At 44.6% G+C, this 19,354-nt stretch carries 12 protein-coding genes; 3 read left to right on the forward strand and 9 right to left on the reverse strand.

Annotated features, from left to right (window positions below):
- Nucleotides 1–143: 143 nt before the first annotated feature.
- Nucleotides 144–827: an endostatin-like outer membrane protein, LenA/LenB family gene (len, locus tag CH367_RS20055; RefSeq protein WP_100764285.1), complete on the forward strand. Its 684-nt coding sequence runs from the start codon at nucleotides 144–146 to the stop codon at nucleotides 825–827.
- A gap of 207 nt (nucleotides 828–1,034) precedes the next feature.
- Here the strand turns inward: len and CH367_RS20060 are convergent, their stop codons facing one another.
- The 8 genes from CH367_RS20060 to CH367_RS20095 all read right to left on the reverse strand — a co-directional run bounded on the left by CH367_RS20060 (nucleotide 1,035) and on the right by CH367_RS20095 (nucleotide 8,953).
- On the reverse strand, nucleotides 1,035–2,228 hold the full coding sequence (locus CH367_RS20060) for a chloride channel protein (protein WP_425268896.1): 1,194 nt from the start codon (nucleotides 2,226–2,228) through the stop codon (nucleotides 1,035–1,037).
- 73 nt (nucleotides 2,229–2,301) lie between these two features.
- Nucleotides 2,302–3,426, reverse strand: a complete 1,125-nt coding sequence (gene purM, locus CH367_RS20065; RefSeq protein ID WP_165783349.1) for a phosphoribosylformylglycinamidine cyclo-ligase — start codon at nucleotides 3,424–3,426, stop codon at nucleotides 2,302–2,304.
- Nucleotides 3,427–3,456: 30 nt separating this feature from the next.
- Complete coding sequence (lsa19, locus tag CH367_RS20070; RefSeq protein WP_100764288.1) at nucleotides 3,457–4,053, reverse strand: adhesin Lsa19; 597 nt, start codon at nucleotides 4,051–4,053, stop codon at nucleotides 3,457–3,459.
- 155 nt (nucleotides 4,054–4,208) lie between these two features.
- On the reverse strand, nucleotides 4,209–4,823 hold the full coding sequence (locus CH367_RS20075) for a cupin domain-containing protein (protein WP_100764289.1): 615 nt from the start codon (nucleotides 4,821–4,823) through the stop codon (nucleotides 4,209–4,211).
- 321 nt (nucleotides 4,824–5,144) lie between these two features.
- A complete protein-coding gene (locus tag CH367_RS20080; protein ID WP_100764290.1) occupies nucleotides 5,145–5,705 on the reverse strand; it encodes an RNA polymerase sigma factor in 561 nt (186 codons plus the stop codon).
- A gap of 1 nt (nucleotide 5,706) precedes the next feature.
- Nucleotides 5,707–6,525, reverse strand: coding sequence for a glutamate racemase (murI, locus tag CH367_RS20085; protein ID WP_100764317.1), 819 nt, complete (start codon nucleotides 6,523–6,525; stop codon nucleotides 5,707–5,709).
- Complete coding sequence (locus CH367_RS20090) at nucleotides 6,509–7,813, reverse strand: pyridoxal phosphate-dependent aminotransferase (RefSeq protein ID WP_100764291.1); 1,305 nt, start codon at nucleotides 7,811–7,813, stop codon at nucleotides 6,509–6,511. The genes murI and CH367_RS20090 overlap by 17 nt, the downstream gene beginning before the upstream one ends.
- A 33-nt stretch (nucleotides 7,814–7,846) precedes the next feature.
- Complete coding sequence (locus CH367_RS20095; RefSeq protein ID WP_100764318.1) at nucleotides 7,847–8,953, reverse strand: S1C family serine protease; 1,107 nt, start codon at nucleotides 8,951–8,953, stop codon at nucleotides 7,847–7,849.
- Here CH367_RS20095 and CH367_RS20100 point away from each other — a divergent pair.
- Entirely contained in the window at nucleotides 8,952–10,055 is a 1,104-nt protein-coding gene (locus CH367_RS20100) for an aminopeptidase (protein ID WP_100764319.1), read from the forward strand. The genes CH367_RS20095 and CH367_RS20100 overlap by 2 nt on opposite strands.
- 385 nt (nucleotides 10,056–10,440) lie before the next feature.
- The gene (locus tag CH367_RS20105) at nucleotides 10,441–11,463 is read left to right on the forward strand and encodes an ankyrin repeat domain-containing protein (protein ID WP_100764292.1); all 1,023 of its coding nucleotides are present in this window, start codon (nucleotides 10,441–10,443) and stop codon (nucleotides 11,461–11,463) included.
- Nucleotides 11,464–11,574: 111 nt separating this feature from the next.
- Here CH367_RS20105 and CH367_RS20110 read toward each other — a convergent pair whose 3' ends face one another.
- Nucleotides 11,575–19,353: a PD40 domain-containing protein gene (locus CH367_RS20110; protein WP_100764293.1), complete on the reverse strand. Its 7,779-nt coding sequence runs from the start codon at nucleotides 19,351–19,353 to the stop codon at nucleotides 11,575–11,577.
- Nucleotide 19,354: the final 1 nt, after the last annotated feature.

A 19,354-nucleotide genomic window follows, 5' to 3' on the forward strand; every position in this document is an offset into this window, starting at 1 on the left:
TTCATAGAATCTGAAAATTTAAAAACAAAGGACGGTTCTTCAAGATGGATTCGTTTGCGTTTCTATTTCGTTCCCGAAGATAACACAAACATTAGAGTAAGATAAAACACGCGCGAATTTAGTTCAAAAAATAGGAAAACACAATGTTTAAAAAAATTTTTCTTAGCTTACTTACGGGAACGATCGTTATGACCCTTTTTTCCTGCGAAGACAAAAAAGAAGACAACACGGGCACTCTCTTTTTCTTACTCGCATCCAGCGGAGCATTGGGAAACTCCGTCCCCTCCTGCAAGGACTCTTCGTTCTGCAGAACGTTTATCGCGACAAATAACGGAGCCGGTTACAACGGAAACTTAGGCGGAATCAGTGGCGCGGACGCAAAGTGTATGGCGGCAAGACCTAGCGGCTTAACCGGAACTTACAAAGCGGTCATCGTATCGCTCAACGTTCGGGAAGTTATATCCGCTACGGATGGAAATCCGAATCGAAAAGACTGGGTTTTATATCCGAATAAACAATACCGCAGAAGCGACGGAACTACGATCACGTTTACCACGAACGCGAATTCGATCGTAACCGCAAACCTGACGAACGGAATCGATGCGGGAGCTCAGAAATTTTTCTGGAATGGCTTCAACGGAGGAGCGGGGACATTTCCATGGGAAGTCTCTTCCGATTGTAACGCGTGGTCTTCGAATAACGCCGTGTCCGCAGGAAAAGCGGGAAATACCACGGAGACAAATCCTAATTTAACGCCCGAAGGAGCGTTTACCGTGGATACGTATAACTGTAATGTGAACCTAAATCTACTCTGCGCCGAACAGTAAAATCAAGGGAGAATGGCGAGTCTAAAATCGGCTCGTCGTTCTCGCCGCCACAATAGAACCGAACAGTCGATGAGGAATATTTTCGAAAGAAAATTGAAAGATCCTCATGATGTTTTTTAAGTTTAACCTCAAAACACATTCAAAACAAAACATACAAAAATTAAAATATACTAAACTACAAAAGTGAATTTCACAAATCGACTTTGATTAAACTTCTTTTCCCTGAGTTTTGATAAACGGTTCTTTAGGAGATAAAAAGTAACCGCTTAAACTTGCGATCAACACAGGTGTAAAACTGTAAAGACCGGTCAGTTCGGATAACAAAATCGTGGTGGAAATCGGAGTTTTGGTTACGGAAGAATTGACCGCGGCCATCAAGCAGATCATCAGAAAGGATTCGTTTTCGGTAGGAAGAATTCCGAACAAAAGTTTACCGGCGCAAGCCCCGATAAAAAACAAGGGAATGATCACTCCCCCTCTCCAACCGCTCGCAACCGTACTCGTGATCGCGAATGTTTTCCAGAAGATCAAAGCCGCTAAAAAAACGAGAGTGAACTTTCCTTCCACGATTTGATTGAGTTGATCGTGTCCGAAAAACCGGGTCAACGGAATCTGCCAAGCGATACATCCCAAAACCGCGCCGCCGAGCAAGGTCTTCCAGTAGATCGGTCCCGGAATTTTAGAATAGATCCAACGATTTGCGATGAACAAACCGTGAAACATCCATCCGAGAACCGCGCCGACCGCGCCGAGTAAAAGAGCATATAAGAAATCTTGAATGTCTCCGGGAACGTACTGAGGAAACTGCCAAGTGGGTTGTAAACCCGCGTGTGTCATCCAAAGGAAAACGAAAAACGCCGATGTGCTCGATAAAAACGCGGGAAGAAGCGCCTTATAGTATTCGACCACGTGTCTGTGTTGTAGGATTTCAAGAGCGAATAACGCGCCTCCCAAGGGAGAACCGAACAACGAAGTAAAACCCGCGGCCATCCCGGCGATGGTCATAGATCTGTATTCTTCTCCGGTAAGTCCGAGCTTTTCTGCGAACCAGTTTCCGAAGGAACCCGTGATTTGAACGAGAGGAGCCTCGGGACCAGCGCTTCCTCCCGAAGATATACTTAAGATGGAAGAAAGAGCCATGGAAGGATTCTGACTCGCTTCCAACTTTCCGCCACGAAAACGTATATTATCGATTACTAATGAGATTTCCCCCGGTTCTCCGAGAAAATGAATGACGAGTCCAATCAACAGTCCGGAGATCGTCATAAAAGGAACGGTGTAAATCCCGGAGATCGCGGACGCAAAACGTGTCAGGTATTCGAGGAGCATCCAAAACGCGGCCGAAAAAAGTCCGCCCGCGATCCCGAGAATCACGTAAAAAAAAGTGAGTCTCGAAAGCATAAACGGATTTTTCCTGGAGAAAACCAGAACTCTGGACCGGAGAAGATCTGCGATCGTCATCATAGATGCGTTGTTAGACGAAGATTACTTCTTCTTTATTACCGGAAAGAATCTCTCCGATCTCGTGAACCGATTCTCCGGTGGATTCCAAAAATTCTTTTGCGGAAGAAACGTTCTCTTCGGATACGATCACCATATAACCGATTCCCATGTTGAACGTGGCGAACATTTCCAACTCGTCGAGTTTATGATCTTTTTTTAATCTTTCGAAAAAATATCCGGAAGGAATTCTATCCTTGAAAAATTTCGCCTGAGATCCTTTCGGAAGAACTCTCGGAACGTTTTCCTGATAACCGCCTCCGGTGATGTGAACCATTCCTTTTACGGGAATCTTTTGCAAAAGTTTTAATATACTTTGAACGTAGATACGCGTAGGTTTGAGAGCGTATTCTTTTAAAAACTTAACCTGTTCCGGATCGGATGGAAGATGTTTTCCGTCTTTCAAAAGAAGTTTACGAATGAGTGAGAAACCGTTGCTGTGCGGACCGCTCGATTCCAATCCTAAAATTTTATCGCCCGGTTTGATCGTGGAACCGTCGATCATCAGATCCTTTTCCACCGCGCCGACTACAAAACCCGCGAGGTCGAACTCGTCTTCCTTCATCGTTCCGGGATGTTCCGCGGTTTCTCCACCGAGTAAGGAAGCATTCGACAATTTGCATCCTTGTACGATTCCCGATACGATTTGATCCATTTTTTCCGGATCTAATTTTCCGCAGGCGATATAATCCAAAAAGAAAAACGGTTCTCCGCCACAAACGAGAATGTCGTTCACACACATCGCGACCAAATCGATCCCTACCGTATCGAACGTGTTTAACAATCTTGCGAGTTCTATCTTTGTTCCGACGCCGTCGGTTCCGGAAAGAAGAATGGGTTGGTTGAATTTTTTAAGAACGCTTACGTCGTAAGCTCCTGCAAAGCCGCCGAGACCGCCGAGAACTCTCGGTCCGTGCGTGGATTCTACGTTTCGTTTGATCTTTTGAACGAACTCTCTTCCCTTTTCGGTGTCCACACCCGCGCTTTTGTATGTGATCTTTTCTTCCATTCTCCGTTCCCGGTTCTTTTTTAGAATAGCTTGGAAAAGACAAAATCCCTGCACACAAAAAAAAACCGGACCCACTAGGAAATCCGGCACTTAAGGACGAAGATTCGGGAATTCAGGAAATCATTTCATTTGGTCGATCTGCTCCATCGCGGCTAATTCTTCTTTGGCGGCGGTTCTAGGTTTTAGATCCTTCTCACCGGGTTTTAGATCCACCGCTTGTCCGGCTTCGATCAGAACTCTTACGTTGTCGGACTTACGAGTGATCTCAACGGCTCCTTCACGAACCGCAAAGGTGCCGGATTCGTCCTTGCCGTTCACTCTTCCCCAAAACTGGGTTCCACGAACGGCCGCAACGACTGTAGGTGTATCCACAAGAAGGCTTTGACCTTTTGCGAGTTTACCCGCTTTGATCAAAACGTTTCCTTCGGAAACTTGAAAGGACGCGCTCTCTGCGTTGAGAGTCGCCAAGGTTGCGGTGCTTCCGCCTAATAAACGGAAACTTCCGAGTTTGGAAGTAAGATCTAATACCGCGTCCGAATCCGTTTTCACGGATTGTTTTTCGGTTACGTTTGCAAGAGGAGAAAGATCTTTACCGGTTTCGATTACGGAAGCCTTTCCTTTGAGAAAGGTTACAACCGCGTCCGAACTTTCGGCGACCTTCGGTTTACAAACGGTGAGAGAGAATAAAACCGCAATCGCGGTTAATAAACGGATCATTCATTGCTCCGATGAATCCTCTATGGAGGAGTTTTCGTATTATACTATAGTTCGAAAAAAACGGATCGAATTTTTAGTATAAAGTTTGGAAATTTATTTCAAAAAAACTTTTTTCGTTTTTGGAAATTTATTTCCAAAGAATCGGCTTTCAAAAATTAGGAAAAAAATTTCTCGGATTCTGAGAAGTCGGATTCTCCCGATACGATCAGGAATTCCGCTCCGAGAGACGTGGTAAATTTTTTATGTTTGGATCCGGCTTCCGCTCTGTGAAAGTCTCCGGCCGACATCGTAGTTCCGGCGATCATCAAATCGCCGCTTACGAGAAAACAATCTTCCGCGCTTCCGTGCGGGTGCGCCGGAAACACCGCGCCGGGTTCCATTCGGATCATAAGAGTTACCGTGTTGCGGGAAGAATCTCGGTTGAGAATTTTATATTCCACACCTTCGAATGCGCTTTTCTTCCAGAGCGATTCCTCCGATTTGCGGACGAATAGAAAGTCCTCGTGCGATTTCGGCGCGTTCTTCGTTTTCGAATCGTTCCCGTGCAAGCCGGTCGTGCTCAAATCGGTCGGGTCTTGCAAAACCTTGGATAGAATTTGATTCCTCAGGGAAGAATGAGGTCGGAACTCCTCCATCGAAGAAAGTCCGTAAAGATGAAACACGTCCTCTAAGTCCAACTCTGCCTTCGAAGAAGAAAAAACTTCTTTCGGAAAGACGAAATCCTCCCAGCTTTCCGCCGGTTCGATCGGGTCGGAATTCGGGTTCGTCATAGTTTCGTTTTTCCAGTTCTACGATTCATTGTTTCAACGTTTCCTTTCGATCGGTTCCGATGTAGGAACTCCCACTTGATTTTATTCCGGAAAATTCCGATCGGATCGATTTTTTTTACACCGGCGTCCGGTTTTGTAGGAATTCCTACAATTTTTAGAAATATTTTTCTTCTTGTTCGAATTCAATTTTTCTGATATCGGAGATTTTGCGGTGATTCCTTTCCCGCCACCTCACCATAAACTCAGCGCGTTGCTCCCTATGGGTTGCATCGCAGTGTGGGGGCGCGATTTCACTAAAAATGTGGGAACTCATACAAAAATTCACGACCAATCCTTCAAGGACGCCCTAAGTTCCATCAGCCCCGACCGAATTCTCGATTTGACCGTTCCCAAAGGAAGATCGTATTTCTTAGCGATCTCGCTTTGACTGAGACCGCTCCAATATGCCTCTTCCAAAAGAATGGAAATCTCCGGCGCCAAACCGGCGATCGCTTCTTTGACCTTATCTCTGAGGCTCGAGTCCATCACGTTTTGAAAAACGGAATCCTGGATCACCTTCGGATTCTCCGCAAAACTTTCCTGAAATTCAAAACTTTGTCTTCGCGTTCTATGATCCACCGATCGGATTTTGGAAAGCGCCGCGTTACGCGCAATCGTAGTCATCCAGGTTAAGGGAGACGATTTGGAAGAATCAAACTGTTCGGCTTTCGTCCAGAGAATCGAGAACACTTCCTGAAGAATCTCTTCGGCCTCTTCACGATTCATTAGAATTTTATAAACTACCGAATAGAGCATCGATCCGTATAAATCGTAGAATTTTTCCAGAGAACGTTGTTCTTTACGAACGATCTCCGCTATGAGACGTTCCGCCTCTGAGGACATATTAGACCTTGCTCGGAGATTCTAAAAGATCGGCCGCCAATCGAATGTGAGAGTCGTCGTCGCTGTTTAAGATCAATCTATAATGAGGGCCTCTCCCGGAATCGGATCGTGGTCCTTCGGGGATCGAGTTCGTATCGGCGGTTGCATTTGAAGCCGCGTCCGCATTCGCTTCCAGGGAATTCAAAAGATGTTTTACGGTTCCGAAATTTCCGTCGTAGAGTTTGACCTCCGGAAAGTTCTTTAGAATAATCTGTTTTAGAAAAACGTAATGGGTACACCCGAGAACGAGAATCTCCACCTTCTTTTCGCGAAGATCCGAAAGAATCGGAAGAAGATACTTTTCGGCCTCGGCAAATTCTCCCCTATCCACAAAACCGGCGAGACCGGGACAGGATACGGGAACGATCAATTCTTCCGCACCGAGTTCCGTCTTTAACTTCTGAAGTTTTTCCTCTCTTTGAGTGACAGGCGTTGCGAGTAACGCGACTTTTTTTCCGGGGTTCTGGAGAATCGCCGGTTTGATCGCGGGCTCCATTCCGAAAATAGGAATCTTAAATTCTTTTCGGAGGGTTTCCGCCGCGGCCGAGGTCGCGGTGTTACACGCGAGAAGAATCGCGTCCACATTCTCCGCTTGCAAATAATTGCATACGTTTCGAACGAGTTCCAGAACGACGGAGGCTTGTTTTTCCCCGTAAGGACTGTTCTTTAGATCTCCGTAATATACGATTTCCATTTCCGAATCGTATTTCAGGAGTTCCTTAAGAACGGACAAGCCGCCCATTCCGGAATCCATCAGTCCGATTTTAAGCGGACGCGATATACTCACCGATCTTGTCTCGAAGCGTCTTATAGATCCAATCGAATTTTTCTTCGTCCTCCTCGAGCAACGTTACGCGAAACCCGTCCTTGAGCGTACAGAACGCGGACAAAGGAACCACACAAATTCCCGTGGAGGCGAGCAGATAATATACGAATCTTCGATCGTTCGCCGCGGAACCCAAAAGAGGTTGGATGAATTCGTCCGCCTTTTTGTTTTCCACGTTCAACTTCATCTTGGAATTCAAAACCCCGTCGTCGAAAGCGACCGTAAGATAGAACGCTCCCTTCGGCTCGACCACCTTTACACCTTTTAAACCGGCAAAGTATTCGGTCGCCGCGTGAGCGCGTTTTTTAAACTTTTCGTTTCTTCGTTTTAGATGAGGAATAAATTCCGGATGAGAATAAACCTCCGGAATCGCCATCTGCGGAAGTGTGGTAGAACATACTTCGAGCATCTTTGCGTCTAACAACGATTTTACGTAACGACTGAAAACGGGATCCTTGTCCTTGTTGAAGATTTCAAGCCAACCGCAACGACCGCCCGGCCAAGGAAATTCTTTGGAAATGGATCTTAGCGCCATTCCCGGCACCTTGTCTCCGATGACCTCGGAAAGATGTAAGGGTCCGTGATCGGAATAGTTCACGTGCGCGTAGGTTTCGTCGCAGATCAGCATCAGATCGTATTTTTCGCAGATCTTTACGATATCCTTCATTAAGGTTTTATCATACACTGCGCCGGTTGGATTGTCCGGGTTGATGAGAAGAATTCCTGTGATGGAATCGTTATAGCGAACCTTATTCTCGATGTCCTCCAAATCCGGCATCCAGTTGTGTTCGGGAAGAAGATTATACGTTAGGTGCTCATATCCGCTGTGTGCGGCTTCGGCGGATGAAATCGTGGAATAAGCGGGACTCGGTCCGAGAACACGGGCTTCCCTTCTCATAAATCCGAAAATTTTCGCGACCGCGTCTCCGAGTCCGTTGAAAAACAAAAGATCGTCCGCGGTGATCTGGGCTCCGCCTCTTTCGTTTACTTTTTCGGCGAGGAATGTACGCGTAGGTTCGTAACCCTGCGTGGCCGTGTAGGCCCAGGACTTGTCCGTTAGAACCAGGTTGGAAACGATCTCTTTCATCCAATCGGGAATGGATTCTCCCTTTTGAATCGGATCTCCTATGTTTTCGTAAGTGATCTGAAGACCAAGAGCCTCCAGTTTTTTCGCGACGGCTACGATCTGTCTGATTTCATAGATCAGAGCATCGGCTCCGCTGTGAACGATGTTTCTTCTCATCCCGTCTTTCTTTCCTCTAAAATTCTAAAACCGCTATTTTTGAATCAACTTCACCGGAAGTTCGAGCATCGTTTTCTCCCGGTAGATACGGAGCTTGATCTTGCCCCCAAGTCCCACTATTCCAACCTGTTCACGCAGATCATTAATATTTTTGATCGGGGCTCCGTTCGCCTCGAGAATAAAATCATAACGTTTGATTCCTCCGAGTTCCGCCGAAGACTGAGGATCCATATCGTAAACGAGAACCCCCGTCCAAGAATCGGGAATGCCCAATGCGATTCTATGATCGGGAAGCGGAACCGTAGCCATCACGCCGAGAATCGCCGGACGAATATGTCTGCCTTGATTAGACTCGATCATTCGGATAATCTTCAAAGCATAATTGCTCGGAATCGCAAAACCGATGCCGGAGTTACGACCAGTTTCGCTTCGGATCAAACGGTTGATCCCGATCACTTCTCCGTAGATGTTTAAGAGCGGACCTCCGCTACTTCCCGGGTTGATCATGCTGTCCGTTTGGATATGAGTCTGACCGGTTTCGTCCAGATCCTCCCTGTATTTCGCTGAGACCACGCCGACGCTGAAGGAACGTTCGAGACCGAAGGGAGAACCGATCGCGATCGCCCAATCTCCCACTTCGATCCGGTCCGAATCTCCGAAAACGATGGGACGCAAACCGGAACCTTCTCGGATTTTTAAAAGAGCGATGTCCGCGCGTTCGTGGCTTCCCACGTATTTCGCGGAATGAACGCTACCGTTCGAGGTGATGACTTCGATACTTTCCGCACCTTCGATGACGTGGTAGTTGGTAACTATATAACCTTTTTCATGAACGAAAAAACCGCTTCCGAAGGAAGCCAGTCTTTCGTTTCTGAAATCGAAGTAGTGATACGGGCTTGTGATCGATTCGCTTTTTTTCGTGCGAATGGAAACGACCGAATCCTTAACGAGATGATAGACGTTGCGAAAGGAATTCTGGATTTCGATCGCCGACTTTTGTTCGCCCGGATTGATCGGTCTTTTGCCGGAGAAAAGAGAAGACAACGAACATTCCTTGGGAAAAATCAGGATCAAAATGAGAGCGACCAAAAGAATTCCGTTGAAGACGACAACCTTAGGAAGTGAACGTATAAATTCCATAATAGAACCTAAATTCGATTCTCCTTGTTCGAAGAACAAGTGTAAATCGAAAACCGCACATCGATTGGGAAGAATCGCAATTCTCCTTTTTTTATGTTTCACTCTTGAGAACTGCGTGGGTTATCTCTGGCACTTGGGAACGGGACAACTCGACATTTTGCTAAAACGAAAATCGATCGAAACGATCCTGCAAGATCCGTCCGCAAAGGAAGAATTAAAAACAAAACTCAGAGAAGTGGAATCCTTTCGGGAATACGGAATCAAGGAACTTTCACTCGCTCCAGCCGCCGGATTCAAGTCCTTCGTTCAACTCGACCGGGAAGAATTGGGTTGGCACGTATCCGCTTGTTATCCTCTCAAGTTGGAATCTTATACTTGGTGGTTTCCGATCGCCGGAACGGTTCCTTACAAAGGATTTTTCGATTTGGAAAAAACGAAAAAGGAAGAGCAAGAACTCAAAGAGAAAGGATTCGACACAAGAATCAGAATCACCGCCGGTTATTCCACGCTCGGCTGGTTCGAAGATCCGATTTTCTCTTCACAATTGGACGATACAAAACCTCACGAGATCGCCTCACTCGTGTTTCACGAGATGGCGCACGCAACCGTATATTTTCCGGGAGATTCTCTCTTTAACGAGAGTTATGCGAGTTTCGTCGAAGAGGAAGGAGCGTTTCATTATCTGGAATCGGTGGAAGGAAAAGAAAGTCCGATTAAAAAAGAGATTCTTTTGAAAAAGGAAGAATCTAAAAAACTCAAAGTTTTACTCGTGGAAACCGCGGGTAAACTTAGAAAGTTATACGAAGGTTCAGGTAGCGATTCCGAAAAACTCGAAGGCAAAAAAAGAATCTTGGAAGAATTTAAAAACTCACTTCTTTCCGCTAAGAGAGAATTCAAAACGATCCACTTGGACAAACTCGCTACGAGAAACTGGAACAACGAAGACTTCGTAGGTTATCTTCGCTATCATTCCGGAACCGATTTTTTTCACCGCGAGTTTACAAAAGCGGATCGAAACTTTGCGAAGTTTCACGAAAGAATGCGAACGCTTGTGGATCTTTCCAACGAGGAAAGAAAGAAGTTGCTCGAAGCCGCGCGTTGAAGAAGGAAGCATGCGGTGATCAAAGAAGTTTACGGAGATTTGTAGGAACTACTACGGTTGGTTCGCGGAAGTTTTAAGATATAATATTTATTAGAAATTTTGAATGTTCCGACAGGATTGGCCAATTTGTGTGGACAAGTTTATGATTTTCTGATATAGGAAAATTTCCCGAAGTTTTCCCACAAGGCCCGCCTCCACCGCCCAATTCAGGGTGGGGGCGCCTTTGTATTCCTACAAAATTGTCGGAACTACGACTGGTTCGTCGCGACTAAACGATCGCTTAACGTAAGCAATTCTTATAAAATGACAGTCGTTTCAAGCACGGATTGCCTGTTAAAAAAGTAAAAATCTGTCCTTCACACATCGGGAATCGATATAAAAAAATATGAATGTTTTGCTAAAACTCGTATTCATTTTCGCCGCGAGCGTTTCCTGGAATTGTTTCTCTGTGTGGACGTTGTACGAAAACGTGAATAAACCCATTCGAATCCGAGAGAAAAATTTCCAGAACGATTATGGCCGTCAAAATCATCCGGATTACGAAACCTCTCCTAAATTTATCTACGGCGGAGTACGATCTTGGCTCGATCCTCATTTTTCAGCGGAATCAGCGATTCTACTGATAGCTGCAATCATTGACTTTCCTCTTTGTTTGGTTATGGATACCATTCTTCTCCCGATTTCGGCTCCTCTCGCCGTAAACTATAATTGGAAAAAATCGTCGAGCGCTCTCAAAGCAAGTCCTCTGATAGTAAAAATCAAACGGAACGATACAACAAACGCCAGAAAGTTAATTCAGGAAGGTGCGGACGTCAATTTTAATTACTATGGCAGATCGCCTTTGGGCTACGCGATCGAAAAAGGAAACATAGAAATCGTCCAACTACTTTTAGAAAAAGGAGCCGATGCGAACTCCGAATTCGATCAGGAACCTATGCTCATACATGCCCAGCGTGTTGGAGGAATTCCGGACCCGGATATACGTTTAAAAATCATTCGACTCTTAGTGGAAAAAGGAAAGGCAAATCTTGAAATTTCCTCTTCATCAGGCGGAAACAATAGACCTCTCCACGAAGCGGTCGACCTTTTCGGTTCAAAATATAAATATGAATATGCAAAATACTTTATAGAGAACGGCGCCGATGTGAACGCCAAAGACGACGACGGTCAAACCCCCTTACATTTGGCGACCTATTTCGCGGAAGATAAAAAGGAAATCTTGAAGTTACTTTTAAAACACGGCGCAAAAATTAATTCTAAGAACAATCAGGGGCAAACGCCGTTACACATTGCAGCCCGAGGTTGGAACCGCCGCTGGTTGGTAGAATATTTTCTCAGCCAAGGCGCGAATCCGAATATAAAAGACAAATCGGGGAAAACTCCGTTCGAATACAAAACGGCCGATTGAAACCGAACGTCGGAACGAATTTCAAAAGAAGATTCTTGAAATCGTCAACGTAGCCGCCCAAGTTCGGCGGCACAAGTTTATCAACGACCGACTTCGTATCAAAATTACACTCTATTCTTCTAATATAATACTATTCGTATACAATCGATAACCGTTCCAAACCCGATCCAGAGGATGCGCTTCCTTGATCGCGTCCAGGGTTTCTTGAAAACGAATATAGAGAGGAATTCGGGTGTTGCTCCGTTTCGTAAAACGTTTCAAAAAGTCCACGTGCGCGGTATCCGTCTGATCTCCGATAAAGATCACACCCGGACTTAAAAAATTCTGAGCGATCCAATAAAAAGAATCCCTGTAGTTCTGAATATCGTAACGTTCCTCGTCGAGATAAGAAGAAGTAAAAATCCAATTCCCTTTTCTCAAGGTTCCGTATGAATTCGGAAGAGATCCTCCCGCAAAATTCAAGCTGACCTGATTTACGATCTCCAACGGTTCTTGAAGAATGTAAAGACGGCTTTTAGGATCTCCACCCAACTTGCCCGAACCTGCTTCGAAGACTTCCAGATCCTTTAAGGATTTTTTCCAAGCCTCTTGTTGTTTGGAACTTGCTAAAAATTGAATCTGATATTCCGGAACAAATTCTTCCTTTGTCGAAAAAACAGGATTCACAAGCAGGGACTCAGGATCCGTCACAAGATAAAATTTATCTTCCGTTCTCGGCACCAACGGAATTCTAAAATGATACGAACTCAAATACAAATACGTAAGTTTGTTCTTTGTGAGTTTGATGTTTCTTCTGTATTCGTTTTCCAACTCTTCGCGCAGAAGAACCTCGTAACCGCCCCGCGCCGATTCTTCCAAATACTGAAACACGGACGCTCTGAGTTTTCGGTTGTCCTTAAACGCGAGATCTCCTTTAGACTTTCCTTTTAAAAAACGAATGTAAAAAGATTCAAGACCCAAGTCCATCACAGCGAGAAATTCTTGATCGGCCGGAAGTTTTTCTTTGAGCCTTTCCGAAACGCTCGTAAACGTTCCGATGTCCTTATAATCCGGATTCGAATTTAAGATCAAAGGACGAGCGAGCGACAAGAAATCCTTAGCGACCGCGAGATCGAAAAACACTTCCGAACTGTTCTTTTTAAAGGAAAGTTTTTGAAGATACGTGATAAAATCCCCAAGTTCGATTCTTTCCTTGGAACTAAAACTTTTACCCCGTTTGGCACGGATCGTAGAATTTAAAAATTCGATAAACTCGTTCGGAGACTTAGTCGAGGCCTTTTCATACAACGAAGTCCACTCCGTTTTTTCCCCGGGGTTTAAAACCTCGGGGGTTTTGCCCTTATGAAAGGAAAGTTTATTCATTAGAATATTCTTATCTTTGAATATGGATCCGAAATCGTCCCCGATCTTAAATCGAGAACCGATTTTATCGATCCAATCCTGGCTTTTGTTCAATTCTCCTCGGGAAAGAAGAGTCTGCGCATAACCCAAAACCATACGAAGCGTCCTGGACTTCGCTCCCGTATTCCATTCGTATTGAACCAAAGAATCCGCGAGCAGATCGACTTCTTCGTTTTCCTGAAACGGAACGACATACAAAATTAGGTGATACAAAAGACTTCTTTCTTCCGGATCGAGCGACTCGAAAAGTTTAAACGAATTTCCGTGCACTTCGGAATAAAGAGAATACGGAGAAAACCAAGCTCCCGTGATTTCGCTTTTCCAATTCCGGAACAATCTTTCTCGGAACCTTCCCGTATCCTCTTCGTCTTCCTTCTTTTTCAGAAGTTCGAGCGCATCTTTCCAGTTTCCGGAAAGAATCAGATACAATTCTTCCTTACGAAAAATCTGATTTTTGTTCAAAACGACGCCCTGAAGAAAGTATTTCTGCGCGTATAAACCCTGAAGTTCTTCTTCTACTTCCTTGGTTTCCTCGGAATCGTTCGAAAGTTCGAGGGCGAGTTTTGCGGAGAATTCCCCGACCTCGGACTCGTAATTCGTTCTTGCGATTTTTAGAATATTCTTATAATATAAATAAGGATCGTAATACGATGCGATCGTTTTGTCCGAGATCTTGAGCGCGGACGGAGAAACGGGAGTCCCGTTCGAAAAAGAATATAAGGAATTTAGTAGATTCTTTTTGGCAACGTCGTTTACGTCGTTCGGAGAATAGGAAGCACAATCGGCGGCCTTCTTATCTAAATAACAGGTTATAAGCGCGGAAAACAAAACGGAATCCTTAGACGCGTCATCCTTCGTGTTTTTCAAAAGATCTCCGTAGATTTCCTTCATCGAAACACCGGGTGAAAGTTTCCATTTTAAACGGAGGAGATCCAATTCTCCGGAAACGATCGGGTCCTCTTTTTTCTGAAAGGATCGAAACGAAAACGCGTGTGTATAAGCCTCTCGAATGTTATCTTTTCGTTCTTGTTCGCGCGCCGCTTCGTGAAGATTTTCGTTCGATCGATAATTGTCTTTTTTCCGAAGCAGACTCGAACCCAACAAAAGAGCTCCCGGAACGTTCCCCGAAAGAATCGTTTCGGGAGAAACCGTTTTGCAGTTCGCCTTAGAATCGCAGATCGCTACATTACGAATTCCTGATGCGTTTAACACTTCGTAAATTTCGGAAATTCTACCCAAATCCAAGGCCGATTCATCGTAAAAAAGAGCGGAGGAAATTTCGTTTTGATTGTGAAAAAGATTTCGAATCGAAAGATAATTCTTGGAATTGCTTTCCCCGAAAGAATTATCCCCTCCCGGATTCGGCAGAGGACTCATGATCAGATCCGTATCCAACAATCGATTGAAAACCTGGTTCGCCTTTATATTGCGAACGTTGAGCGTAGAATCGGAGTTAGGCGCTCCGTTTAAAACCGCGGCGTTTCGAAGGGTTCTCTGATCTTTTTCCTGCAAGGGTTTGAGATGAGAGGTTCTAAACACGAGAGAAAATTTTTCGGGAAGAACGTTTCGAATTTTTTCAAGTTCGATATGATCGCCCAGTTGCACAAACCAGGTTTTCTGTGAAGAAAAAGTAATTTTACCGGAAGAAACGTTTTGTCGAAACTCGTCTTCAAGCTTCCCCTTGTATTCCGAATATTCCTCTTTGCCGTTTATTGCCTTATAAATTCTGATCTTGTCCAGAACGTTTTCGATTCTAAGGTAACCCTCTCCCGCATTCAAAAGGGCCGGAGCCGAAGGTTCTTCCGAAAAAATTCCGAGATAACCGTCGAGGTTTTGATTCTTCGATTGGATCGTTGCCAATTCTTTTTCCAAGTCTTTGGAAAGAATTTGATAATCTCGAATGAGGGTTTCCGACTTTTCTTTTTTTTCGAGCGCGCCTTGAACCGCTCCGTAGACGGATTTCTGCTTCTTTAGCATATTCTGAAGTTTTAAAACGGACTCCGTAAATTCTGAGTTTTCGGATTCGTGAGGAATTCTTACGAACTGCCGATACAAATTCAATCTATGCAATCGATCCAAACTCTTAAATCCTTCCGCGGATCTACCGGATTCAAAATTGATTTCGGACTGAATCTTAAACAGTTTACGTATTACAAAATACTTAAGTTCGCTTATCAAATGCGGATGAGACATGAGAAGCGCGCTAGCGCGATCGATTTTTTCTTTCGCCTTCGAGTAACTTTTCTCTTTTCTAAATATCTCGGCTTGTGTTACGAGCGCTTCGATCCATTCCTGAATGTAATAAAATTCGTTTGCGGATTCGGACGCCAAATCCAAAACGAAAATCGCCTTTTCGGAATCGCCGAGTCTCGCGTATAAATTCGCTCTGCTTATGGAATGAAGAATTCTTTCCTTTCTCGGATACGGATCTCCCGCGAGTCCGACGATCTCTTTCGGGACCTGAGACGGATTTTCCAAAAGGCCGGCGGCTTTTCCGAACAATTCGAATCCGGATAAAACGTCGCCCGAACGGAAAAGTTGTTCTCCTTGGTAATAATAAACGAGAGCCAGGATCGGATCGTGATCGGGATACGCATTATAAAATCGTAAAATACATTTTTTGGTTTCGGAAAGAATCAATTCTTCCTGTAAGGAATCGCCCAAACAGGATTTGATAAAATTCTCCTTGGACGCAAACAAACGTTCCGCACCGGAACGCAAAGTTTCCAATTCGATTTTAGGATCTTCTTTCGAGTTTTCTAAATGACCGAAGTAAGAATAAAGAGCGCGTTTGAAGGAGGTTCTTGCCTTGGATGCAAACCCGGCATCCGTTTCGAATTCTTCGGCTTGTTCGTAAATTTTTGAGGCTTTTGCAAACTCTTCCCTTTTAAAATTCAGATAACCCAAATCGTTAAACGAATTGGACTGTATTAAGGAACCTGCAAGCGTCGATTCCAAACTTTTGGATCGAACATAGGACAATCGCAAATCGATTTCTTCGATTGCCTTCTCCACTTCCATAGAAGCGATCAGGTTGTTGACACGGATTCCGCTCGTCATCAAAGGTTGAAACTTGGGAGAAATCGCTTCGGGAAATCTTCCCTCCCCCGAAATTCGAACTCCGTCGGGAAGCGCGACCTCCCAGATGACGTCCCAAAAATAATCCCAAAAAGTGAGTTTAACGCCTTTGGGAATCCAACCGATACTTCCTCGGTTCGAAACGATTTTGTCTGCTTCGCTCAAATGGGATTCGGATAGTTTAAACTTTCCTAATTTTTGATAACACAACGCAAGTCCGTTGTGAAGATTGACCGGGTCGATCCAACCGTTGTCCCCGTTCAAAGATAGAGCGTCCTTGTAATACAGAATCGCGTTCGAAAATTCTCCCGATTCCATATACGAAAGACCGGTTAACGTAAACAACAACGCAAGTTTGAGTTTGTATTGTTGGAGTTTTTCCGCGCTATCCTTTCCAATCATGGTTCTTTTGGATTCGTTTTCGAAATAGAGATTGGATGCCGCTTTCAGTTTCCCGACCGCGGCCTTGTAATCGGCTACGTAGATCGAAGATCTCGCCGAGTTAAAAAGAAACATCGCCTTTTGACGATAGTTTTCGAACTGAGTTTTGGAGATGATATAATCGGAAAGCGAGTCAACCTTGGAATACTGCTCGTTGGCTCTCGGATAATTTTTCAGAAGAAAGTAATTGTTCCCGAGGTTCAAGCGTAGATCGGACAAAGCCTTTTTGTTTTCGAAATTTTCTCCGAGAAGCTCAAGCACCTGACTGTAGAGTTCTATATTCTCCTCGAAATTCTTTTCGGGAAAATATTTCTTATAAACGCTCGAATATTTTTCCTCGTCGTTCGGTTGATCTTCTCCGGATTTTCTGTTTTTGAGAATGTCCACATACTGATACATCCAACCCAAAAGCTGATAGGCTTCGTAGTATCTCGGATCGGCGAATATGATCCATCGAAGTTCATATTCAGCTTGTTTAAAGTCTCGGAGAATCTCTTCCTTTCGCGCGGAAGTCATGGAGTTCGCCGCGTTGTAATAAGTTTCGCGGATCACACTTCGATTTACCAGATAATACGAATAACCGTATAACGTCGCCAAGTCCAATACGGGTCTGGACCTGGGAACAGCGATCTTATAGTATTGATTGATGTAAGCTAACCCCTCTTCGGCCAAAGGGTCCACGCTCGCGATGTCGATCACGTCCAACTGACTCAAAAGAGCTTTTTGTTTTTCTTCGCTCAACGATCCCGAGAGTTTGAAGACGGAATCGACCATCATTCTTTGATAGTATACCGCATATTCCTTATATAAGGTTTCCAGAAACAAGTTCCTGCTTTTAACGAGGAACATGTTCTCCGTGTTGTAGAAATAATGAAAGGCCGCGTCCTGAAGATTCCCCCTTCGATCGTGGTCTCGAGCCTTGTTCTCGAAATAAATAAAGGAACGTTCGATTTCCTTTTCGTCCAAATCGACTCCGAGAAGCGGATCGTATTTTTCAAGATAGATTCTAAGTTCGTCGAAGGATTTCTGCACCTCTCCGAGACCTTTGAAGTTATTCGACTTCAATAGATGTCCTTTTAAAAAAAGAGGATCGGCCTCCGGGACGCCGGACAAAAACGTATTCAACAACGCGTTACTTTCTTCGAATGAACCCTTTCCGTTCAGGCCGAGAGCCTTAACGTATAAAAAATACTCGTTCAATCTTTTGGACTTTGTGGAGAGAGAATTGGAAGAGATCGAAATTTCCGCCGCGCTCGTGCGTTCCGCGAAATTTTTACCGGCGATCACTTCCCGATCAATCTGTTCGTAGAGAAGTCTCAGATCTTCTTTTCCGATCTGAGGATCGTTCGCAACTCTGAAAAAAGTTTCCGGAATTTTATAACCGTGTAACGATGCGTTTTTATAACGAAGATCGCCCGACTTTCTAAAAATGTCCCGGATCCGATAATACGAAGAATAACGATTTAGAATTTCATCATATACTTGTAAGGAACGCTCCACGTTTCCGGATTTTTGATACAGATCGGCTTCCTCTGCCAAAAGAGAAGCCAAAACGTTCTTATCAACGGAAGAAACCGAACGAATCTGATCGTAGTATTTCCGGATCTCTTGGATCGCGGATGGAATCGAATTCTTTCTTTCTTGGACAAGCGACAAACCGTAGGCGAGTCCGTTCACAGGATTCAAACGAGAAGCGAGAATTTCTTTTTTCGTAGTATCCGCGACTCCGATTCTTCCGGCCCCGCGTGCTTCCTCGTATTTCAAAAGAAGAGCCTTTGCGCGGATCAAAGGATAAATCGGATCCTCTGAAAAATAAAACTCGATCGCGTCGATCGCCAAAAGAAAATCCTCGAAACTCTGTTTATCCCTGTATTTCAAAGCGAGTTCGTATTGGGAAATCACGTCCTTTTCCTTGGAAACGGAACCGGAGGCGGGAATGAAATAGATGTTTAGAGTATTATAATATGCCGCAGTGAATAAAACCGAACCTCCGTTAAAAGTGGAGAATTTGGAATCGAACAAAGAATCGTTTCCGCCGGTCAACTGACGAACGGAACCGGTCTTCAAGTCCTTTCTCACGATCAAACTGTTATCCCGTTCGTCCAAACGTCCGTTTCCGTTCGAATCGTTTCGAATAGAAGTATAATACAGATAACGTTTGTCGTTCGACAAGGAAGGCGAAAAGTTCAGATAAGAATCTTTCGTAATTCTTTCATTCTTCCCCGAAGAAAGATCCAAGAGATAAATATCCCCCGTCGATCCGTCTTGATAAGAAAGATAAACGATCGAATTTCCGTCCGCAGACCATTCGGGAGAAGCTCCTCCGTTTTGTGTGAGAAGTTTCATCGGCTGTTTGCCATCCGTATCCAACACGACTAAGTTTTGAATTCCGGGAGTCAGGCGATCCGTGGAAAAAACGAGGTGACGACTGTCAGGTGAAAAGGAAGGATCCGTATCCGTAAAGGAATCCTTTTTACCCGGTTCTTTAAAATCAGGATTCGTTAATATTCTAAAATCTGAATTTAGAAAACGTTTCCCCTGAAGAATTTTTTCCGCCCAATAATTCGGATCCATTTCGAGAAGCACAAGGTCTCCGGAAGAATCGTATTGTTCGGAAACGAAGACTAACTTCTTACCGTCCGGGCTGATCGCGGGTTTAAACTCGGGCGCGGGATGTTCCGTAACGGGAACCGTAATCGAACTTTTTAGATCGCGAAACCAAATGTCATAGTTTCCCTTTTGACCGGTCGTATAAAAAAGATAACGTCCATCCGCGGTTGTTGAGTTGTAGAGGTTGTTCCCTCTTTGCACCGTCAACGGAAACGGTTTTTCGTTTTCGGGCGTGAAGTAGTTTACCGCAATCGATGAATAATTGAATTCGAGAGGTTTGATCTTTGCGGACGCGCGAAAAACGGAACAATGATAGAGAAAGAAAAAACTAAAAAGAAAGGTAAGTCCGATTCGAAACATG

The sequence above is a fragment of the Leptospira barantonii genome (assembly GCF_002811925.1).
In the GTDB taxonomy this organism is placed as follows: Bacteria; Spirochaetota; Leptospiria; order Leptospirales; family Leptospiraceae; genus Leptospira; species Leptospira barantonii.

Coding starts and splice junctions, on each gene's coding strand:
- CH367_RS20075 (WP_100764289.1), bottom strand. CDS start 4,823: ATGACGAACCCGAATTCCGACCCGATCGAACCGGCGGAAAGCTGGGAG.
- CH367_RS20060 (WP_425268896.1), bottom strand. CDS start 2,228: ATGCTTTCGAGACTCACTTTTTTTTACGTGATTCTCGGGATCGCGGGC.
- len (WP_100764285.1), top strand. CDS start 144: ATGTTTAAAAAAATTTTTCTTAGCTTACTTACGGGAACGATCGTTATG.
- lsa19 (WP_100764288.1), bottom strand. CDS start 4,053: ATGATCCGTTTATTAACCGCGATTGCGGTTTTATTCTCTCTCACCGTT.
- CH367_RS20080 (WP_100764290.1), bottom strand. CDS start 5,705: ATGTCCTCAGAGGCGGAACGTCTCATAGCGGAGATCGTTCGTAAAGAA.
- CH367_RS20110 (WP_100764293.1), bottom strand. CDS start 19,353: ATGTTTCGAATCGGACTTACCTTTCTTTTTAGTTTTTTCTTTCTCTAT.
- CH367_RS20105 (WP_100764292.1), top strand. CDS start 10,441: ATGAATGTTTTGCTAAAACTCGTATTCATTTTCGCCGCGAGCGTTTCC.
- CH367_RS20095 (WP_100764318.1), bottom strand. CDS start 8,953: ATGGAATTTATACGTTCACTTCCTAAGGTTGTCGTCTTCAACGGAATT.
- CH367_RS20090 (WP_100764291.1), bottom strand. CDS start 7,813: ATGAGAAGAAACATCGTTCACAGCGGAGCCGATGCTCTGATCTATGAA.